Source organism: Streptomyces thermocarboxydus (assembly GCF_024760485.1).
Classification (GTDB): domain Bacteria; phylum Actinomycetota; class Actinomycetes; order Streptomycetales; family Streptomycetaceae; genus Streptomyces; species Streptomyces cellulosae.
Window position 1 is genome coordinate 1,518,707 of sequence record NZ_CP058273.1, and the last position, 19,728, is coordinate 1,538,434.

Below are 19,728 nucleotides of genomic sequence, written 5' to 3' on the forward strand. Positions count from 1 at the left end.
TGATCTCCGGATCCGTCACCGGCTGAACCCATGGGTGCCGATCGCGTGTTCGCGTACGGCGCCGCCGCCGGCCTCCTCGGCGACCTGCTGCTCGGCGATCCCCGCCGCGGTCATCCGGTCGCCGCCTTCGGGCGGGCCGCGGCTGCCGTGGAGCGGGGGCTGTGGCGGGACGACCGTGGCCGCGGGGCCGTGCACACCGCCGTGTGCGTCGGCGGCGCCGTCACGCTCGCCGGCCTGGCCGTCGGCGCCGTACGCCGTTCCCCCGCCGCCTCCGTCGCCCTGACCGGCGTCGCCACCTGGGCCGTCGTCGGCGGCACCTCGCTGGCCCGGGAGGCCCGTGCCGTCGGGCAGGCGCTCCAGGCCGGGGACGTCGAGGCCGCCCGCGCGCGGCTGCCGCACCTGTGCGGCCGTGACCCGCAGGCGCTGGACGCCGACGGGATCGCCCGCGCCGTGGTGGAGTCCGTCGCCGAGAACACCTCCGACGCCGTGGTGGGCGCCCTGGTGTGGGGCGCCGTCGCCGGGGTGCCGGGTCTGGTGGGGTTCCGGGCCGTCAACACCCTGGACGCGATGGTGGGTCACAGGTCGCCCCGGTACCTCCGCTACGGCTGGGCGTCCGCCCGGCTCGACGACGTCGCCGGCTGGCCGGGCGCGCGCCTGACGGCCGTCCTCGCCGCGCTCACCGGTCCCGACCCGCGTGGGGCGGTACGGGCCTGGCGCGCGGACGCGGCGAAGCACCCCAGCCCCAACGCCGGTCCCGTGGAGGCGTCCTTCGCGGGCGCGCTCGGCGTCCGGCTCGGCGGAACCCTCTCCTACGGCGGGCGGGTCGAGCACCGGCCCGTCCTCAACGGCGGCGGACGCCCCGTCGCCGTCACCGACATCGACCGGGCGGTGCGCCTGTCGCGGCGCGTCGGCTGGCTGGCGCTCGCGGCCGGGGTGGCCGCGCGGCGCGTGCTGAAGGGACGTGACCGGTGAGCGGTGGCGGACTGCTGGTCGCCGGGACCACCTCGGACGCCGGCAAGAGCGTGGTCACCGCCGGGATCTGCCGGTGGCTGGTGCGCCAGGGGGTGAAGGTCGCGCCGTTCAAGGCGCAGAACATGTCGCTGAACTCGTTCGTCACCCGCGAGGGCGCCGAGATCGGCCGCGCCCAGGCGATGCAGGCGCAGGCGTGCCGGGTGGAGCCGACGGCGCTGATGAACCCGGTGCTGCTGAAGCCGGGCGGCGACCGGTCCAGCCAGGTGGTGCTGATGGGCCGCCCGGTCGGCGAGATGAGCGCCCGCGGCTACCACGGCGGCCGCCAGGAGAAGCTCCTCGGCACGGTCCTGGACTGCCTGGAGCGACTGCGCGCCGAGTACGACGCGGTGATCTGCGAGGGCGCGGGAAGCCCCGCCGAGATCAACCTGCGCCGCACCGACATCGTGAACATGGGGACCGCGCGGGGCGCCCGGCTGCCCGTGCTGGTGGTCGGGGACATCGACCGGGGCGGCGTGTTCGCCTCCTTCTTCGGCACGGTCGCCCTGCTCTCCCCCGAGGACCAGAAGCTGGTCGCCGGGTTCCTGGTGAACAAGTTCCGCGGGGACGTCTCCCTGCTGGAGCCGGGCCTGGAGATGCTGCACGGCCTCACCGGGCGGCGCACCTACGGCGTGCTGCCGTTCCGGCACGGGCTCGGCATCGACGAGGAGGACGGGCTGCGCGTCTCCCTGCGCGGCGCCGTGCGGGAGTCCGAGGTGGCCGCGCCGGCCGGCGAGGAGGTGCTGCGGGTCGCGGTGTGCGCGGTGCCGCTGATGTCCAACTTCACCGACGTGGACGCGCTGGCCGCCGAACCGGGCGTCGTGGTGCGGTTCGTGGACCGGCCCGACGAACTCGCCGACGCCGACCTGGTGGTGGTGCCCGGCACCCGCGGCACCGTGAAGGCGCTGCGCTGGCTTCACGAGCGGGGTCTCGCGGACGCGCTGGTGCGGCGGGCCGCCGAGGGCCGGCCGATTCTGGGCATCTGCGGCGGCTTCCAGCTGCTCGGCGAGCACATCGAGGACGACGTGGAGAGCCGCGCGGGCCATGTGGACGGGCTGGGCGTGCTGCCCGTCCGGGTGCGGTTCGCCCGCGAGAAGACCCTGGCCCGCCCGGTCGGCGAGGCCCTCGGGGAGCGCGTCGAGGGCTACGAGATCCACCACGGGGTCGCCGAAGTCCTCGGCGGTGAGAGCTTCCTGGACGGCTGCCGGGTCGGCGGCGCCTGGGGCACGCACTGGCACGGGGCACTGGAGTCGGACGGGTTCCGGCGGGCGTTCCTGCGCGCGGTCGCCGAGCGCGCGGGACGCCGTTTCGTGCCGGCCCCCGGCACCTCCTTCGCCGCGCTGCGCGAGGAGCAGCTCGACCGGCTCGGCGACCTGATCGAACAGCACGCGGACACGGACGCGCTGTGGCGGCTCATCGAGTCCGGCGCGCCACGAGGACTGCCCTTCATTCCACCGGGAGCGCCCGCATGAGCACTGTGTTGTTGTTGTCGACCGCCGACACGGACCTGCTGGCGGCCCGGGCCTCCGGCGCCGGCTACCGCATCGGCAACCCCACCCGCGTCGACGTCGCGGAGGAACTGCCCGCGCTGCTGGACGGCGCCGGCCTGGCCGTGGTGCGGCTGCTGGGCGGCAAGCGCGCCTGGGAGGAGGGGCTGGCCGCGCTGAAGGCGTCCGGCGTCCCCACGGTGCTGCTCGGCGGGGAGAGCGTGCCGGACGCGGAGCTGATGGCCGAGTCGAGCGTCCCGGCGGGCGTGGTGGCCGAGGCGCTGCGCTATCTCGTGGAGGGCGGCCCGGAGAACCTCGCCGAGCTGGCGCGCTTCCTGTCGGACACCGTGCTGCTGACCGGGGAGGGCTTCGAACAGCCGCGCAGGATGCCGGAGTTCGGCGTGCACGGCTCACGGGCCGTGCAGCCGGGACGCCCGACCGTCGGCGTCCTCTTCTACCGCGCCCACGAACTCAGCGGCAACACCGCGTTCGTGGACACCCTGTGCGACGCGATCGAGGCACGCGGCGCCAACGCGCTTCCGGTGTACTGCGGTTCCCTGCGCGGCGCCGACCCGGAGCTGTACGCGCTGCTGGGCCGGGCGGACGCACTGGTCGCCACCGTGCTCGCGGCCGGCGGCAGCCACGCCTCGCAGGCGTCGGCGGGCGGCGAGGAGGAGGCCTGGGACGTCGGCGCGCTCGCCGAGCTGAACGTGCCCGTGCTGCAAGGCCTGTGCCTCACGACCTCGCGGGCGGCCTGGGAGGAGTCCGACGCGGCCCTCTCCCCCATGGACGCGGCCATGCAGGTCGCCATCCCCGAGTTCGACGGCCGGCTGATCACCGTGCCGTTCTCCTTCAAGGAGCAGGGCGCGGACGACGTTCCGGTGTACGTCGCGGACCCCGAGCGCGCCGGGCGGGTCGCCGGGATCGCCGTACGGCACGCGGCGCTGCGGCACAAGCCGAACGCCGAGAAGAAGCTGGCGCTGGTCTTCACCGCGTACCCGACGAAGCACTCGCGCGTCGGCAACGCGGTCGGCCTGGACACGCCCGCGTCGGCGGTGCGCGTGCTGGACGCGCTCAGGGACGCCGGGTACGCCGTCGAGGGGCATCCGTCCGAGGGTGACGAGCTGATCCACCGGCTGATCGAGGCGGGCGGGCACGACGTCGAGTGGCTGACGGAGGACCAGTTGGCCGCCGCGCCCGCACGGGTGCCGCTGGCCGACTACCGGGCGTGGTTCGAGAAACTCGACCCCGAGCTGCGTAACGCGATGACCGAGGCGTGGGGCGAGCCGCCGGGCTCCCTGTACGTCGACGGGGACGACATCGTGCTGGCGTCCCTGCGGTTCGGGAACGTCGTCGTGATGATCCAGCCGCCGCGCGGCTTCGGCGAGAACCCCATCGCGATCTACCACGACCCCGACATGCCGCCCTCGCACCACTACCTGGCCGCCTACCGCTGGCTGGAGGCCGCACCGTCGGAGGGGGGCTTCGGCGCCGACGCGGTCGTCCACATGGGCAAGCACGGCACGATGGAGTGGCTGCCCGGCAAGGGCCTCGGGCTGAGCGCGGCCTGCGCCCCGGACGCGGTGCTGGGCGACCTGCCGCTGGTGTACCCCTTCATCGTGAACGACCCCGGCGAGGGCACCCAGGCCAAGCGGCGCGGCCACGCCACGGTCGTCGACCACCTGGTGCCGCCGATGGCCCGCGCCGACACCTACGGCGACCTCGCCAAGCTGGAGCAGCTGCTCGACGAGTACGCGCTGGTCAGCGACCTGGACCCGGCGAAGGCGCCGGCCGTGCGGGCGCAGATCTGGACGCTGGTGAAGGCCGCCGAGCTGCACCACGACCTGCATGTCGACGACCAGCCGGACGACGACGCGTTCGACGAGTTCGTCATGCACATCGACGGCTACCTGTGCGAGATCAAGGACGTGCAGATCCGCGACGGCCTGCACATCCTCGGCGGCGGGCCGGTCGGCGAGCCGCGCGTGAACCTGGTGCTGGCGGTGCTGCGCGCCTCACAGGTGTGGGGCGGGCGGGCGAACGCCCTGCCGGGCCTGCGGGCCTGCCTCGCCGCGCACTTCGGGCTGGTGGAGAAGGAGCTGCTGGCCGAGCCGGGCGCCCCGGTGAAGGCGCCGGTGGAGCTGACGGACCTGGCCGACGGCCCGTCCCGTACGGCCGCCGACGCGATCGACCTCCTGGAGCAGCTGTGCCGGCGGCTCGCGGAGGGCATGGAGCAGCGAGGCTGGGCGGCGGACGCGGTACCGGGCCTGGTGCGGGAGGTGCTGGGCACCGAACTCCCGGACGCGGTGGCCGTGTTGCGGTTCGCGTGCGAGGAGGTCGTACCCCGGCTGGAACGGACCACGGACGAGATCGGGCACATCCTGCGCGCGCTGGACGGCGGATACGTCCCGGCGGGCCCGTCGGGATCGCCGACCCGCGGACTGGTCAACGTCCTTCCGACCGGCCGCAACTTCTACTCGGTCGACCCCAAGGCGATTCCCTCACGCCTCAGTTGGGAGGTCGGGCAGTCGCTGGCGGACTCGCTGGTGCAGCGGTATCTGCAGGACACGGGCGCGTATCCGACGTCCGTCGGCCTGACGGTGTGGGGCACGTCCGCGATGCGCACCCAGGGCGACGACATCGCCGAGATCCTGGCGCTGCTGGGATGCCGTCCGGTGTGGGACGACGCGTCGCGGCGCGTGACCGGCTTCGAGGTGGTGCCGCTGGAGGAGCTGGGCCGGCCCCGCATCGACGTCACGGTCCGCATCTCCGGCTTCTTCCGGGACGCGTTCCCGCACGTGGTGGGGCTGATCGACGACGCGGTACGGGCGGTGGCCGAGCTGGACGAGCCCGCGTCGCAGAACTTCGTCAAGGCGCACGCCGACGAGGACACCGCCGAGCACGGCGACCGACGGCGGGCCACCGCGCGCATCTTCGGCTCCAAGCCAGGGGCGTACGGGGCGGGACTGCTGCCGCTGATCGACGCCCGCAACTGGCGCTCCGACGCGGACCTCGCCGAGGTGTACGCGGTCTGGGGCGGCTACGCCTACGGCCGCGGGCTCGACGGGCGCGCGGCGCGCGGCGACATGGAGACGGCGTTCCGGCGGATCGCGGTGGCGGCGAAGAACGTGGACACCCGTGAGCACGATCTTGTCGACGCCGACGACTACTTCCAGTACCACGGCGGCATGGTCGCCATGGTCCGGCACCTGACGGGGGCGAGTCCTCAGGCGTACGTCGGTGACTCGGCGACCCCGGACCAGGTGAGGACGCGCACGCTGGGCGAGGAGACGCACCGGGTGTTCCGGGCGCGGGTGGTGAATCCGCGCTGGATGGCGGCGATGCGCCGGCACGGCTACAAGGGCGCCTTCGAGATGGCGGCCACCGTGGACTACCTGTTCGGGTACGACGCCACGGCCGGGGTCGTGGACGACTGGATGTACGAGAAGCTCAGCGCGGAGTACGTGTTCTCGCCGGAGAACCGGGACTTCATGAAGAAGTCCAACCCCTGGGCGCTGCGCGGCATCACGGAACGGCTCCTGGAGGCGGCGGACCGGGGGCTGTGGGCGGAGCCGGACGACGGCACGCTGGAGCGGCTGCGCGCCACCTACCTGGAACTCGAGGGCGACCTCGAAGGCGACTCGGAGGGCGACGACCAGTGACCACCCCCTTTCCTTTCACGGCCGTCGTGGGCCAGGACGACCTGCGGCTCGCGCTGCTGCTGAACGCGGTGTCGCCGTCCGTCGGCGGTGTGCTCGTGCGCGGCGAGAAGGGCACCGCGAAGTCCACCGCCGTGCGTGCGCTGACTTCGCTGCTGCCGGAGGTCGCGGTGGTGCCGGGGTGCCGGTTCTCCTGCGACCCCGCCGCGCCCGACCCTGGGTGCCCGGACGGACCCCACGAGGGCGGGGGCGTCGGTGCGTCCCGTCCCGCTCGGATGGTCGAACTGCCCGTCGGCGCCTCCGAGGACCGGCTGGTGGGCGCGCTCGACATCGAGCGGGCGCTGGCGGAGGGCGTGAAGGCCTTCGAGCCGGGGCTGCTCGCCGCCGCGCACCGGGGCATCCTGTACGTCGACGAGGTCAACCTCCTTCACGACCATTTGGTCGACCTGTTGTTGGACGCGGCGGCGATGGGCGCCTCGTACGTCGAGCGTGAGGGTGTCTCCGTACGGCACGCGGCGCAATTCCTGCTGGTCGGGACCATGAACCCTGAAGAGGGCGAACTGCGGCCCCAGTTGCTGGACCGGTTCGGGCTGACCGTCGAGGTGGCCGCCTCCCGCGAGCCCGACCAGCGGGTGGAGGTCGTCCGACGGCGTCTGGCGTACGACGACGATCCGGCCGCCTTCGCCGCCTCTTGGGGCGACGAGGAGACCGCCGTACGGCAACGGATCGTCGCCGCACGCACGTTGTTGCCGCGGGTGCGCCTCGGTGACTCTGCGCTGCGGCAGATCGCCACGGTGTGCAGTGCATTCGAGGTCGACGGGATGCGGGCCGACATCGTGATGGCGCGTACGGCGACCGCTCTGGCGGCCTGGGCGGGGCGGACGGACGTCCTCGCGGAGGACGTCCGTCAGGCCGCGCTGCTCGCGCTGCCGCATCGTAGGCGGCGCAACCCCTTCGACGCGCCGGGGCTGGACGAGGACAAGCTCGATCAGACGCTGGAGGAGTTCTCCGACTCCTCCGGGGACGACGACCCCGGCCCGGACGGGGACGGCGGCGGCCCCGGTGGGGGCGGTGGGCGGCCGGAGCCGGACGAGGGTCCCGCGGGTGACGGCGCCGACGCCGGCGCCCGGCCCGAGGAGGGTGAGGGTGAGCCCGCGCCCGGTGGGGCCGGGGAGCAGTCCCCCGTGCGGGCGGCGGAGCCCTTCCGTACCAAGGTGCTGAGCGTCCCCGGCATCGGTGAGGGGGCCGCCGGGCGGCGGTCGCGGGCGCGGACCGAGCATGGGCGGACGACGGGCGCGCGCCGGCCCCAGGGCGCGCTGACCAAGCTGCACCTGGCGGCGACCGTCCAGGCGGCGGCTCCGCATCAGCGGGCACGGGGGCGCTCGGGGCGGGGGCTCGTCGTGCGCCGGGACGATCTGCGGCAGGCGACCAGGGAGGGCCGCGAGGGCAACCTCGTGCTGTTCGTGGTGGACGCCTCCGGGTCGATGGCCGCGCGGCAGCGGATGGGCGCCGTGAAGGGCGCCGTGCTGTCGCTGCTGCTGGACGCCTATCAGCGGCGGGACAAGGTGGGTCTGGTGACCTTCCGGGGGTCGGCGGCGGATGTCGCGTTGCCGCCCACCTCGTCGGTGGACGCGGCGGCGGCCCGGCTGGAGTCGCTGCCGACCGGCGGGCGCACCCCGCTGGCGGCGGGGCTGCTCAGGGCGCACGACGTGCTGCGGGTGGAGCGGCTGCGGGATCCCGCGCGGCGGGCGCTGGTCGTGGTGGTGACGGACGGGCGGGCGACCGGTGGACCTGAGCCGGTCGCGCTGGCGGCTCGTGCGGCGCGGCTGTTCGCGGCGGAGGGTGTCGCCTCCGTGGTCGTGGACTGCGAGTCGGGGCCGGTACGGCTCGGTCTTGCCGGGCAGCTCGCCGGTGAGCTGGGCGGGACCGCCGTGACGTTGGACGAACTGCGGGCCGACTCGATCGCCGGTCTGGTGAAGGACGTGCAGAGGAGGGCCGCGTAGTGCCCAAGGGACAGCCGAGTGTCGTGCCGGACGACGGTCTGACGACGCGGCAGCGGAGGAACCGGCCGCTGGTCGTGGTGCACACGGGCGTCGGCAAGGGCAAGTCGACCGCCGCCTTCGGGCTCGCGTTGCGCGCCTGGAACCAGGGGTGGCCGGTCGGGGTGTTCCAGTTCGTCAAGTCGGCGAAGTGGAAGGTCGGCGAGGAGCGGGCGCTGCGGGTGCTCGGGGACTCCGGTGAGGGCGGGTCCGTCGCCTGGCACAAGATGGGCGAGGGCTGGTCCTGGGTGCAGCGCGAACTGCAGGGGGACAACCTCAGCAACGAGGAGAAGGCCCGCGAGGGCTGGGAGCAGGTCAAGCGGGATCTGGCGGCCGAGACGTACAAGCTGTACGTGCTGGACGAGTTCGCCTATCCGATGCACTGGGGGTGGGTCGACACCGCCGAGGTGGTGTCCGTGCTGCGGGAGCGGCCGGGGACGCAGCATGTGGTGATCACGGGGCGTAACGCCCCGGCGGAACTGGTCGACTTCGCGGATCTCGTGACCGACATGTCCAAGGTGAAGCATCCGATGGACGTCGGGCAGAAGGGGCAGAGGGGGATCGAGTGGTGACGGGGGCGGGCTCCGTCGGCTCCGTTCCCCGGTTGGTCATTGCCGCGCCCTCCTCGGGGAGTGGGAAGACCACCGTCGCCACGGGGTTGATGGCCGCCCTGTCCGTGCGCGGGATGGCCGTGTCGCCGCACAAGGTGGGGCCCGACTACATCGACCCCGGGTATCACGGGCTCGCCACGGGGCGGGTGGGGCGGAACCTCGACGCGTACCTGTGCGGGGCCGAGCTGGTGGCTCCGTTGTTCGCGCACGGGGCGCGGGGGTGTGACATCGCCGTCGTCGAGGGCGTGATGGGGCTGTTCGACGGGGCCGCCGGGGAGGGGGAGCTGGCGTCCACCGCGCAGGTCGCGAAGGTGCTGCGGGCGCCGGTGGTGCTGGTGGTCGACGCGTCGGCGCAGGCCCGGTCGGCGGCGGCGTTGGTGCACGGGTTTGTGAGCTTTGATCCTGAGGTTCGGGTCGGAGGGGTGATCCTGAACAAGGTGGGGTCGGAGCGGCATGAGGTGGTGCTGCGGGAGGCGTTGGAGGCCGTCGGGGTTCCTGTGCTGGGGGTGTTGCGGCGGGGGGCTCGGGTGGAGACTCCGGCTCGGCATCTGGGGCTCGTGCCTGTGGCTGAGCGGGCGGCTGACGCCGTTGCCGCCGTTGACGCGATGGGGGCGATGGTCGCCGAGGGGTGTGATCTGGCCGGGCTTGTCGCCCTCGCTTCCAGTGCGGGGCCTCTCGTCGGTGCGGCTTGGGATGCGGATGAGGCGCTTGTTTCTTCGCCCCCGCCGCCCCTTCCCTTCCCGTCCCCGGGGGCTGCGCCCCAAGGCCCCCCTGTCGGCCGCCCTGGCGGGCCTCGTCCTCAAACGCCGGACGGGCTGACCATGCCGGTCGTCGCCCTCGCCGGTGGAGCCGCGTTCTCCTTTTCCTATGCCGAGCATGCCGAGTTGTTGACGGCCGCCGGAGCGGAGGTCGTCACTTTCGACCCCCTCCGCGACGAGGAGTTGCCCGAGGGGACCTCCGGGGTCGTCATCGGTGGGGGGTTTCCCGAGGTGTACGCCTCCGAGTTGTCCGCCAACGAAGGCATGCGGAAGCAGATCGCCGAACTGGCGGCCAGTGGCGCGCCCGTTGCCGCCGAGTGTGCCGGACTGCTGTATCTGTGCCGGGAGTTGGACGGAATGCCGATGTGCGGCGTGCTGGACGCGTCCGCTCGGATGTCGGAGCGGTTGACGCTCGGGTACCGGGATGCCGTCGCCGTGAGCGACAGCGTCCTGGCGGCGGCCGGGACGCGGATGCGGGGGCACGAGTTTCACCGGACCGTCGTCGAGCCGGGGGCCGGCGACTCTCCCGCGTGGGGGGTGCGTGTGCCTGAGCGGCGGGTCGAGGGGTTCGTCGTCGGCGGCGTGCACGCCAGTTATCTGCACACCCACTGGGCGTCGGCGCCCGGTGTCGCCCGTCGGTTCGTGGAGAGGTGCCGGACGTCATGAGCAGCAGGCTGATCGGGGTGGGCGTCGGGCCCGGGGACGCGGAGCTGGTGACCGTCAAGGGGGTCAACGCGCTGCGGGCCGCCGATGTCGTCGTCGTGCCGGTGATGGACACGGGTGAGCGGGGGCGGGCCGAGGCGACCGTGCTGCACTACGTGCCCGCCGAGAAGGTCGTCCGGGTGGTGTTCGCGCTGAACGAGCGGACGGACCGGGCGCGGCGGGAGGCCGCCTGGGACTCCGCCGGTGCGCGGGTCGCCGGGATGCTGCGGGAGCGCCGCTCCGTGGCGTTCGCGACCATCGGGGATCCCAACGTGTACTCGACGTTCACCTATCTCGCGCAGACCGTCGGTGAGCTGGTGCCGGGGGTGGTGGTCGAGACCGTGCCCGGGATCACGGCCATGCAGGATCTCGCCGCGCGGTCCGGGGCCGTGCTGACCGAGGGGACCGAGCCGTTGACGCTGGTGCCGGTCACCGCCGGAAGTGCCGTGCTCAAGGAGGCCCTGGCCGGGCCCGGCACCGTCGTGGCGTACAAGTTCGGCCGGCGGGCCGGTGAGGTCGCCGAGGTGCTGCGGGAGACGGGGCGGCTCGACGACGCGGTGTGGGGGTCCGCGCTGGGGCTGCCGGAGGAGTCCGTGCGGTCCGCGGCGGAGATGGACGGGACGCCGTTGCCGTATCTGTCGACGCTCATCGCGCCGCCCCGGCGTTCGGGCGGGCGGGGCGGCAAGCTGTGAGCGGGACCTGCGGGCGGTCAGTGGGCGGCGCCCACCACCAGCCAGATGAACAGCACCCCGGCGACCGTGCACACCAGGGTCGAGCGAGCCGGGTGGGCGTGGTGCGCCTCGGGCAGGATCTCGGCCGCCGCGAGGTACAGCAGCGCGCCGCCGAACAGGCCGAGGTAGCCGCCGAGCAGCGGCTCCGGGATCGTGAAGAACAGGGTGGACGCGGCGCCCGCGACCGGCGCCACCGCGTCCGCCCACAGCATGGTGAGGGCGCGGCGGCGGGCGTTGCCGTAGGCGTGGGCGAGTGTGTACGTGTTGAAGCCGTCCGCGAAGTCGTGGGCGATCACGGCGACCGCGACCGCGGCGCCCATGCCGCCGCCCACTTGGAAGGCGGCGCCGATCGCCACGCCGTCCATCGCGCTGTGCCCGACCATCGCCGCCGCCGCGGTGAGGCCCACCTCGGGCGTGCGGCCGTGGTTCTCGGCCGCCCCGTGCGCGGCCTGACGGTGCGCGAGGAGCCGTTCCACCAGGTGGGCCAGCAGGAAGCCGGTGACGAAGAGGAGCAGTGCCACCGGCACGCCGTACAGCTCGGCGCCGGCGGCCTCCAGAGACTCCGGGAGGAGTTCCAGGCCGACCACGCCGAGCATCAGTCCGCCGGCCAGGCCCAGCACCAGGTGGCGGCGGTCGGTCACACGGTGCGCCGACCAGCCGCCGGCCAGCGTCATCAGGAACGCGCCCAGCGCGACGAGGACCGCCATGTGCTCTTCGTATCCGATCGGCGGGCGTCCGCGCACGCGTGACAGCCGATCGACCCTCTTCGACTTCCGACCGTCTTCAGGGAAGGACCCTTCTCCATGTCCGACGCCCCCACCGGCAAGGTGACCTTCGTCGGGGCCGGTCCCGGCGCCGCCGATCTGCTGACGTTCCGCGCCGCGCGGGCCATCGCCGAGGCGGACGTGGTGATCTGGGCCGCCAGCCTGGTCCAGGCGGAGGTCCTGGAGCACGCGCGGCAGGACGCGGAGATCCTCGACTCGGCGACCATGTCGCTGGAGGACGTGGTGGCCGTCTACGCGCGGGCCCGTGACGAGGGGCTGAAGGTGGCGCGGATCCACTCGGGTGACCCCGCGCTGTGGGGCGGCACCCAGGAGCAGTTCGACCGGTGCGTGGAGCTGGGCATCGCCACGGAGATCGTGCCGGGGGTGTCGTCCTTCTCGGCGGTGGCGGCGCTCGCGGGGCGGGAGCTGACGATCCCGGAGGTGGCGCAGTCGGTGATCCTCACCCGGCTGGGCGGCGGGAAGACGCCGATGCCGCCCGGTGAGGAGGTGCGGGAGTTCGCGCGGCACGGCACCACGATGGCGGTGTTCCTGTCGGCGGCCCGGAGCGGGCAGCTGGTGCGGGAGCTGCTGGAGGGCGGCTATCCGACGTCCACGCCGGTCGTGGTGGCGTACCAGGCGACCTGGCCGGAGGAGCTGGTGGTGCGGTGCACGATCGGCACGCTGGAGGAGACCGTCAAGGAGCACAAGCTGTGGAAGCACACGCTGTTCCTGGTCGGTCCCGCCCTCGACGCGCACGGCACCCGCTCGCACCTGTACCACCCGGGCCACTTCCACGGCTTCCGCAAGGCCGACCCGCGGGCGCGCAGGGAGCTGCGGGAGCGGGGGGCGAGCACATGATCACCGTGGTGGGCACGGGGACGGGCGCGCCGGTCGACCTGCCGGAGAAGGCGGCGCTCGTCGTCGGCGGGCGGCGGCATCTGGACGCCGTGGACCTGCCGGAGGGGGCCGAGCGGGTGGTACTGGGGCCGCTGGCGCCCGCGCTGGACACGATCGCCGCGTACATGGCCGAGGAGCGGCCGGTGGTGGTGCTGGCCTCCGGTGATCCCGGGTTCTTCGGGATCGTCCGGGCGCTGGCCGAGCGGTTCGGTCCGGAGCGGCTGGACGTGCGGCCGGGGGTGTCGTCCGTCGCCGCCGCGTTCGCGCGGGCCGGGCTGCCGTGGGACGACGCGGTGGTCGTCAGCGCGCACGGGCGGGAGCCGCGGACGGCGGTGAACGTGTGCCGGGCGTATCCGAAGGTCGCCGTGCTGACGGGGCCCGGCTCCGGGCCTGCCGAGCTGGGGGCGGCGCTGCGCGGGGAGCGGCGGGTGCTGGTCGTCGCGTCGGCGCTGGGCGCGGCCGGGGAGTCGGTGGAGCGGGTGACGCCCGAGGAGGCGGCCGGCCGGGACTGGGGTTCGGCGGTGAGCGTGGTGCTGTGCCTGGACGAGGAGCGGGCGCTGGGGCCGGTGCGTACGGTCGCGGGGCCCGGGGAGCGTCCGGCCGGATGGGCGCTGCCGGAGGCGGAGTTCGCGCACCGGGACTCGATGATCACCAAGTTCGAGGTGCGGGCGCTGGCCCTGGCCCGGCTGGGTCCGCGCCCCGGCGACCTGGTGTGGGACGTCGGCGCGGGGTCGGGCTCGGTGGCCGTGGAGTGCGCGCGGCTCGGCGCGGCCGTCGTGGCCGTGGAGCGGGACGCGGACGGTGTGGAGCGGGTGCGCGCCAACGCCGCCGCGCACGGGGTCGGCGTGACGGTCGTGCACGGTGAGGCGCCGGGCGTGCTGGACGGGCTGGACGACGATCCGGACGCCGTGTTCGTCGGGGGCGGTGGCCGGGAGCTGCCGGCGGTCGTCGGCGCGTGCGCGCGCCGGGCGCGGCGGACGGTCGTCGTCGCGATGGCCGCGCTGGACCGGGTGCCGGCCGCGCGGGCGGCGCTGACCGACGCCGGTCTGGTCTGTGACGGCGTGCTGCTGCAGTCGTCGCGGCTGGCGCCGCTGCCGGGGGACGTGACCCGGCTGGCGGCCACCAATCCGGTTTTCCTGCTGTGGGGCGTCCGGCCCCCGGCGCACAGTGAAGGAGTCTGCGAGTGATCGGCCTCATCTCCGCCACGGCGGCGGGAGCGGCGGCGCGGGACCGGCTGGCCGCCGCGTGGCCGGACCGCACGCGTGTGTACGGCGGTCCGGTGGCGGACGCGGTACGGGCCGCGTTCGCCGAGTGCGACCGGCTGGTGTGTTTCCTCGCCACCGGGGCCGTGGTGCGGCTGGTGGCGCCGCTGCTGCACGGCAAGGCGGACGACCCGGGCGTGGTGTGCGTGGACGAGGCCGGGCGGTTCGCGGTGTCGCTGCTCGGCGGTCACGGGGGCGGCGCGAACGAACTCGCCCGCGAGGTGGGCGAGGTGCTGGGCGCGGAGCCGGTGGTGACGACCGCGACGGACGCGGTGGGGCTGCCGGGGCTCGACACGCTGGGCCTCCCCGTGGAGGGCGATGTGGCGGCCGTGTCGCGGGCGCTGCTGGACGGTGAGGCGGTGGCGCTGCGCGCCGAGGTGACCTGGCCGCTGCCGCCGCTTCCCGTCGCCGACGAGGGCGCGTACACGGTCCGGGTGACGGACCGGCTGGTCGAACCGGCCGACGGGGAGGCGGTGTTGCGGCCGCCGACGCTCGTCGTCGGGGTCGGCGCGTCGAAGGGCGCCCCCGTCGAGGAGGTGCTCGGGCTCGTCGAGGACGCGCTGCGGGAGGCGGGACTGTCGGCGGCGTCCGTGGCCGAACTGGCCACCGTGGACGCCAAGGCCGGGGAGCCGGGGCTCGTGGAGGCCGCACGGCGGCTCGGCGTGCCGCTGGTGACGCACCCGGCGGAGGAGCTCGCGCGCGTCACGGTCCCGAACCCGTCGGACGCGCCGCTCGCCGCCGTCGGCACCCCGTCCGTCGCGGAGGCCGCCGCGCTCGTCGGCGGCGGTGAACTCCTCGTGCCGAAGCGGAAGTCGGCGGGCTCGGTGGACTCCCCCGCCATGGCGACCTGCGCGGTCGCACGGCGTCCGGGGCGGGGGCGGCTCGCGGTGGTCGGGCTCGGGCCCGGCGCGCGGGACCTGCTCACTCCCCGCGCGCGGGACGAACTGCGGCGCGCGTCCGTGCTGGTGGGGCTCGACCAGTACGTCGACCAGATCCGCGACCTGCTGCGGCCCGGCACGCGCGTGCTGGAGTCGGGGCTCGGCGCGGAGGAGGAGCGGGCGCGTACGGCCGTCGAGGAGGCCCGGCGCGGGCAGGCGGTCGCGCTGATCGGCAGCGGCGACGCGGGCGTGTACGCGATGGCGTCCCCGGCGCTCGCGGAGGCGTCCGACGACATCGACGTCGTAGGCGTGCCGGGGGTGACGGCGGCGCTCGCGGCGGGCGCGCTGCTCGGGGCGCCGCTGGGCCACGACCATGTGTCCATCAGCCTGTCCGACCTGCACACGCCGTGGGAGGTCATCGAGCGGCGGGTGCGGGCGGCGGCCGAGGCGGACCTGGTGGTGACGTTCTACAACCCGCGCAGCCGGGGCCGTGACTGGCAGCTGCCGAAGGCGCTCGCCGTGCTCGCCGGGCACCGGACGCCCGCCACACCGGTCGGGGTCGTGCGGAACGCGTCCCGCGTGGACGAGTCGGTGCGGCTGACCACGCTGGCCGCGCTGGACCCGGCGACGGTCGACATGATGACGGTCGTGACCGTGGGCAACACGGCGACCCGGGAGATCGCGGGGCGCATGGTCACCCCGCGCGGCTACCGCTGGCAGGAGGAGACCCGGTGAACCGCGTGATCCACCCCATCGAGCAGGAGTCGTTCCGGCGGCTGCGCGCCCGCCTCGACACCTCCGGGTTCCCGCCGCTGACGCGGGCGGTCGTGGAGCGGGTCGTGCACTCCTCCGCCGACCTGGAGTACGCCGCCGACCTCGTCATGGACGAGGCCCAACTGGAGCGTGCGCACGCCGCGTTGCACAGGGGCGCGCCCGTCGTCGCGGACGTGGAGATGGTCGCGGCCGGGATCACCCGCCGCGAGACCGTGTGCCGGCTGCGTGAGGCGCGGTCCGGGCCCGGGCTGACCCGCTCCGCGCACGCCGTGCGGCTCGCGTACGAGGAGGTCGGGCCCGGCGCCCTGTGGGTGATCGGGTGCGCGCCGACCGCGCTGGAGGAGCTGCTGACCCTGGACGTCTCGCCCGCGCTGGTGATCGGCCTGCCCGTCGGGTTCGTCGGCGCCGCCGAGTCCAAGGCGGCGCTGCGGGAGAGCGGACTGCCCGCCGTGAGCAACGTGTCCGAGAAGGGCGGGTCGGCGGTCGCCGCCGCCGCGCTCAACGCCCTGCTGTACCACCCCGTTTCGACCGAGGAGACCCTGTGACCACCCCGCCCGCCCTGCTCATCGCCGGCCACGGCACCCGGGACGACGCCGGAGCGGAGGCGTTCCGCGCCTTCGTGCGGGAACTGGGCCGCCGCCGGCCCGGCCTGCCCGTCGCGGGCGGCTTCATCGAGCTGTCCCCGCCGCCGCTGGGCGAGGCCGTCGCGGAGCTGGTGGAGCGGGGGGTGCGGCGGTTCGCGGCCGTGCCGCTGATGCTGGTGTCCGCCGGGCACGCCAAGGGCGACATCCCGGCCGCACTGGCCCGCGAGAAGGAACGCCACCCCGGCGTCTCGTACACGTACGGCCGCCCCCTGGGCCCGCATCCGGCGCTGCTGCGGGTGCTGGAGCGGCGGCTCGCCGAGGCGGTGGACCCGTCCTGGGACCCCGCCGAGGTGACGGTGCTGCTGGTGGGGCGCGGGTCGACGGACCCAGACGCCAACGCGGAGGTGTTCAAGGCGGCCCGGCTGCTGTGGGAGGGGCGCGGGTACGCGGGCGTGGAGACGGCGTTCGTGTCGCTGGCGCAGCCGGACGTGCCGGGCGGTCTCGACCGGTGCGCACGGCTGGGGGCGCGGCGGATCGTCGTGCTGCCGTACTTCCTGTTCACCGGCATCCTGCCGGACCGGGTGCGGACGCAGGCCCAGGAGTGGGCGGCGGCCCACCCGGACGCCGAGGTGCGGTCGGCGGACGTCATCGGCCCGGAGCCGGAGCTGCTGGATCTGGTCCTGGAGCGGTACGAGGAGGCCGTGAAGGGTGATCTGCGGATGAACTGCGACTCGTGTGTGTACCGGATCGCTCTGCCGGGGTTCGAGGACAAGGTGGGGCTGCCGCAGCAGCCGCACTTCCACCCGGACGACGACGGGCACCATCATCACGGTGACGGTCACGCGCACTCCCACGGGCACAGTCATGCCCACTGAGCCGCTGCACGACCTGCGCCATCACGGCGACGCCGAGGTCCGCGACGACGGCGGCGCGCTGGTCGACCTCGCGGTCAACGTCCGTGCGGACACGCCCCCGGCGTGGCTGCGGGAGCGTATCGCCTCGTCGCTGGCGGGGCTCGCCGCCTACCCGGACGGGCGGGCCGCGCGGGCGGCGGTGGCGGCGCGGCACGGGCTGCCCGTGGAGCGGGTGCTGCTGACGGCGGGCGCGGCGGAGGCGTTCGTGCTGCTGGCGCGGGCGCTGAAGGTGTCACGGCCGGTGGTGGTGCATCCGCAGTTCACGGAGCCGGAAGCGGCGCTGCGGGACGCGGGGCACACGGTGGACCGGGTGCTGCTGCGGGCGTCCGACGGCTTCCGCCTCGACCCGGCGGCGGTCCCTGAGGACGCGGACCTGGTGGTGATCGGCAACCCGACCAACCCGACGTCGGTGCTGCACCCGGCGGCCTCGGTCGCCCAACTCGCCCGCCCCGGGCGGACGCTGGTGGTGGACGAGGCCTTCATGGACGCGGTCCCGGGCGAACGGGAGGCGCTGGCGGGGCGGACGGACGTCCCGGGGCTGGTCGTGCTGCGCAGCCTGACGAAGACGTGGGGGCTGGCGGGCCTGCGGATCGGGTACGTGCTGGCGGCCCCGGAGTCCGTCGCGCTGCTGGAGCGGGCGCAGCCGCTGTGGCCGGTGTCGACGCCGGCGCTGGCGGCGGCGGAGGCGTGCGTGTCGCCTGCGGCGCTGGCGGAGGCGGAGGAGGCGGCGCGGGAGATCGCGGCGAGCCGCGCGTTTCTGCTCGCGGGGTTGCGGGACTTCGCGCCTTCCGGCGTACGGGTGGTGGAACCGGCGGAGGCTCCCTTCGTCCTGGTGCGCGTCCCGGACGCGGCGGGGGTCCGCCGACGGCTGCGCACGCTTGGCTACGCGGCCCGCCGCGGGGATACGTTCCCCGGGCTCGACGCGGATTGGCTGCGCCTGGCGGTACGGGACCGGGAGACGACGGAGGGGTTCTTGCGGGCGCTGGGGCGGGTGCTGGACGCCTGACGTCGGTTATGACGGGCGTCCGCCGCACTGCCAGTTGTGCACCTCGATGTCGGCGTACCGGTCCGGGGTGAGGACGGCACGGGCCGTGGTCGGGCCCGGTGCTCGGACCGCACAGTTCCCCGCGCCCCATCAAGGCGCCTCCGGCACCGCCGCCTGGACACGTCCCCGCAGCTGCGGGCAGTCGTGCCGCAGGGGCGGCACGGATGGGCGCAGCGGCACCTCTGCGACGCCGGGCGCAGGTCGTCCGTGGCCGGTCGCACAGTTCCCCGCACCCCTTCAAGGCGCCTCCGGCACCGCCGCCTGGACACGTCCCCACAGCTGCGGGCAATCGTGCCGCAGGGGCGGCACCGCTGGGCGCAGCGGCACCTCTGCGACGCCGGGCGCAGTCGTCCGTGGCGGTCGCACAGTTCCCCGCGCCCTTCAAGGCGCCTCCGCACCGCCGCCTGGATACGTCCCCACAGCTGCGGGCAATCGTGCCGCAGGGCGGCACGGGTGGGCGCAGCGGCACCTCTGCGACGCCGGGCGCAGTCGTCCGTGGCCGGTCGCGCAGTTCCTCGCGCCCCTTCAAAGCGCCTCCGGCACCGCCGTTGAAAGGGCGCCGTCGCCCGGGGGTGCGGGGGCGTCCCCCCGCGCCCCCGACCCCCTCGGGTCAGTTCCGTCGCCCCCGCCGCGACAGCAACACCGCTCCCCCGCCTGCCGCAAGCAGCGCCACCGCCCCCGCCGCCACGTACGGCGTGGCCGAGTCGCCGCCCGTCTCGGCGAGGTTGGTCTCCGCAGGCGCGGCATGGTCGGCACGGGCGCCCTGAGGTTCGACGGCGGGTTCCGCCTTCTCGGGGGCCTCGGGGGCGGCGGCCTCCGGAGCCTCCTCGACAGCGTCCGCCGCCGGCGTCTCACACTTCGACTCCGCCAGCGTCAGCCGCCCCTCCACCTCCGCCACATTCAGCTTCGCCGGATTGACCGACACCTCCAGCTTCAGAGCCGTGGCCGCCGCCGTCGACGTCGTCGTCCCGGTCGTCGACAGGTCGAGGCGGACCGACCCCACCCCCGGCACCTCGACGTGCGTCGGGCCGCCCGCGCTCAGCGAGACCCGCTTGCCGAGGACGGTGACCGCGGCGGGCAGGGTGACCGAGGCGTGCGGGGTCCGGCCCGCCTCGCAGACCGCCTTGGAGCTGACCGCCTCCAGTTCGACGAGCGACAGCAGCGGCAGGCCGGGCACGTGCAGGCGGGCGTCGGCGAGGGTGGTGGACGCCTCCGCCCTGTTCCCCTCGACCGTCGCGACCGCGTCGGCCACCTCGGCGCGCAGCACGCTGAACGGCTTGCCGTGGTTCACGCCGTCGAGCGTGGCGGTGAGCGCCGTCTTCCGCGCGCTCTCCGGCGCCTCGACCTCGTTGAGGGAGACGGTGAGCGGGACCTGCACCGACTTGTTGAGCAGGGACACGTCGAGGTCGGTGCGCAGCACGGAGGCGCTCGCGTGGCCGTGGCCCTCGGTGGCGTACGCCGGCGCCGCACCGGCGAGGGCGACGGGTCCCGCAGTGAGCGCGCAGGCGACGGCAGCTGCGGACCAACGGCGGGCAGACGTACGGAAGTTGATGGTGTACAAGGTGGTGGGACCCCCATGAGATGTTGCTGGGACCCGGAAAGAATGTCCGCGCCC

At 74.7% G+C, this 19,728-nt stretch carries 15 protein-coding genes and 1 pseudogene; 13 read left to right on the forward strand and 3 right to left on the reverse strand.

Annotation, left to right across the window (positions count from 1 at the left end; translation table 11 throughout):
- The first annotated feature begins 30 nt into the window (after window positions 1–30).
- Genes AY578_RS07155 through cobI form a run of 7 tightly spaced genes read left to right on the forward strand, consistent with a single transcriptional unit; the run spans window position 31 to window position 10,956 of the window.
- A complete protein-coding gene (locus AY578_RS07155; protein ID WP_258902184.1) occupies window positions 31–972 on the forward strand; it encodes a cobalamin biosynthesis protein in 942 nt (313 codons plus the stop codon).
- Entirely contained in the window at window positions 969–2,480 is a 1,512-nt protein-coding gene (locus AY578_RS07160; RefSeq protein WP_258902185.1) for a cobyric acid synthase, read from the forward strand. Before AY578_RS07155 ends, AY578_RS07160 begins: the two co-directional genes overlap by 4 nt.
- Complete coding sequence (gene cobN, locus AY578_RS07165; protein WP_136239429.1) at window positions 2,477–6,157, forward strand: cobaltochelatase subunit CobN; 3,681 nt, start codon at window positions 2,477–2,479, stop codon at window positions 6,155–6,157. The genes AY578_RS07160 and cobN overlap by 4 nt, the downstream gene beginning before the upstream one ends.
- Complete coding sequence (locus AY578_RS07170) at window positions 6,154–8,157, forward strand: putative cobaltochelatase (RefSeq protein ID WP_019522142.1); 2,004 nt, start codon at window positions 6,154–6,156, stop codon at window positions 8,155–8,157. The genes cobN and AY578_RS07170 overlap by 4 nt, the downstream gene beginning before the upstream one ends.
- Window positions 8,157–8,765, forward strand: a complete 609-nt coding sequence (gene cobO, locus AY578_RS07175; protein WP_019522143.1) for a cob(I)yrinic acid a,c-diamide adenosyltransferase — start codon at window positions 8,157–8,159, stop codon at window positions 8,763–8,765. Before AY578_RS07170 ends, cobO begins: the two co-directional genes overlap by 1 nt.
- Window positions 8,759–10,228 (forward strand): cobyrinic acid a,c-diamide synthase CobB, encoded by a 1,470-nt coding sequence (locus AY578_RS07180; RefSeq protein WP_370879085.1) that lies wholly within the window; start codon window positions 8,759–8,761, stop codon window positions 10,226–10,228. The genes cobO and AY578_RS07180 overlap by 7 nt, the downstream gene beginning before the upstream one ends.
- Complete coding sequence (cobI, locus tag AY578_RS07185; protein WP_161233130.1) at window positions 10,225–10,956, forward strand: precorrin-2 C(20)-methyltransferase; 732 nt, start codon at window positions 10,225–10,227, stop codon at window positions 10,954–10,956. Before AY578_RS07180 ends, cobI begins: the two co-directional genes overlap by 4 nt.
- 17 nt (window positions 10,957–10,973) lie before the next feature.
- On the opposite strand, the gene AY578_RS07190 is transcribed toward cobI, so the two are convergent.
- Complete coding sequence (locus AY578_RS07190; RefSeq protein WP_019522146.1) at window positions 10,974–11,702, reverse strand: ZIP family metal transporter; 729 nt, start codon at window positions 11,700–11,702, stop codon at window positions 10,974–10,976.
- Between the two features lie 96 nt (window positions 11,703–11,798).
- Between AY578_RS07190 and cobM the strand changes: the two genes are divergently transcribed.
- The 6 genes from cobM to cobC are packed head-to-tail and all read left to right on the forward strand — an operon-like array spanning window position 11,799 to window position 18,074.
- Window positions 11,799–12,617 (forward strand): precorrin-4 C(11)-methyltransferase, encoded by an 819-nt coding sequence (cobM, locus tag AY578_RS07195; RefSeq protein WP_019522147.1) that lies wholly within the window; start codon window positions 11,799–11,801, stop codon window positions 12,615–12,617.
- A complete protein-coding gene (locus tag AY578_RS07200) occupies window positions 12,614–13,843 on the forward strand; it encodes a bifunctional cobalt-precorrin-7 (C(5))-methyltransferase/cobalt-precorrin-6B (C(15))-methyltransferase (protein WP_019522148.1) in 1,230 nt (409 codons plus the stop codon). Before cobM ends, AY578_RS07200 begins: the two co-directional genes overlap by 4 nt.
- On the forward strand, window positions 13,840–15,531 hold the full coding sequence (cobJ, locus tag AY578_RS07205) for a precorrin-3B C(17)-methyltransferase (RefSeq protein ID WP_019522149.1): 1,692 nt from the start codon (window positions 13,840–13,842) through the stop codon (window positions 15,529–15,531). Before AY578_RS07200 ends, cobJ begins: the two co-directional genes overlap by 4 nt.
- Window positions 15,528–16,115: a precorrin-8X methylmutase gene (locus tag AY578_RS07210; protein ID WP_136239428.1), complete on the forward strand. Its 588-nt coding sequence runs from the start codon at window positions 15,528–15,530 to the stop codon at window positions 16,113–16,115. The genes cobJ and AY578_RS07210 overlap by 4 nt, the downstream gene beginning before the upstream one ends.
- Complete coding sequence (locus tag AY578_RS07215; RefSeq protein ID WP_028960716.1) at window positions 16,112–17,029, forward strand: sirohydrochlorin chelatase; 918 nt, start codon at window positions 16,112–16,114, stop codon at window positions 17,027–17,029. The genes AY578_RS07210 and AY578_RS07215 overlap by 4 nt, the downstream gene beginning before the upstream one ends.
- A complete protein-coding gene (gene cobC / locus AY578_RS07220) occupies window positions 17,019–18,074 on the forward strand; it encodes an Rv2231c family histidinol phosphate aminotransferase CobC (protein ID WP_258902186.1) in 1,056 nt (351 codons plus the stop codon). The genes AY578_RS07215 and cobC overlap by 11 nt, the downstream gene beginning before the upstream one ends.
- 6 nt (window positions 18,075–18,080) lie before the next feature.
- On the opposite strand, the pseudogene AY578_RS34255 reads toward cobC, so the two are convergent.
- Window positions 18,081–18,185: pseudogene (locus tag AY578_RS34255) on the reverse strand (YciI family protein); the annotation flags it as partial.
- A gap of 538 nt (window positions 18,186–18,723) precedes the next feature.
- The gene (locus AY578_RS07225) at window positions 18,724–19,674 is read right to left on the reverse strand and encodes an SCO1860 family LAETG-anchored protein (protein WP_026243409.1); all 951 of its coding nucleotides are present in this window, start codon (window positions 19,672–19,674) and stop codon (window positions 18,724–18,726) included.
- Window positions 19,675–19,728 lie beyond the last annotated feature (54 nt).

Bases quoted from the DNA above. Each gene is read 5' to 3' on its own strand.
- AY578_RS07155 (WP_258902184.1), top strand. From the start codon at position 31: ATGGGTGCCGATCGCGTGTTCGCGTACGGCGCCGCCGCCGGCCTCCTC.
- cobN (WP_136239429.1), top strand. From the start codon at position 2,477: ATGAGCACTGTGTTGTTGTTGTCGACCGCCGACACGGACCTGCTGGCG.
- cobI (WP_161233130.1), top strand. From the start codon at position 10,225: ATGAGCAGCAGGCTGATCGGGGTGGGCGTCGGGCCCGGGGACGCGGAG.
- AY578_RS07190 (WP_019522146.1), bottom strand. From the start codon at position 11,702: ATGGCGGTCCTCGTCGCGCTGGGCGCGTTCCTGATGACGCTGGCCGGC.
- cobM (WP_019522147.1), top strand. From the start codon at position 11,799: ATGTCCGACGCCCCCACCGGCAAGGTGACCTTCGTCGGGGCCGGTCCC.
- AY578_RS07200 (WP_019522148.1), top strand. From the start codon at position 12,614: ATGATCACCGTGGTGGGCACGGGGACGGGCGCGCCGGTCGACCTGCCG.
- cobC (WP_258902186.1), top strand. From the start codon at position 17,019: ATGCCCACTGAGCCGCTGCACGACCTGCGCCATCACGGCGACGCCGAG.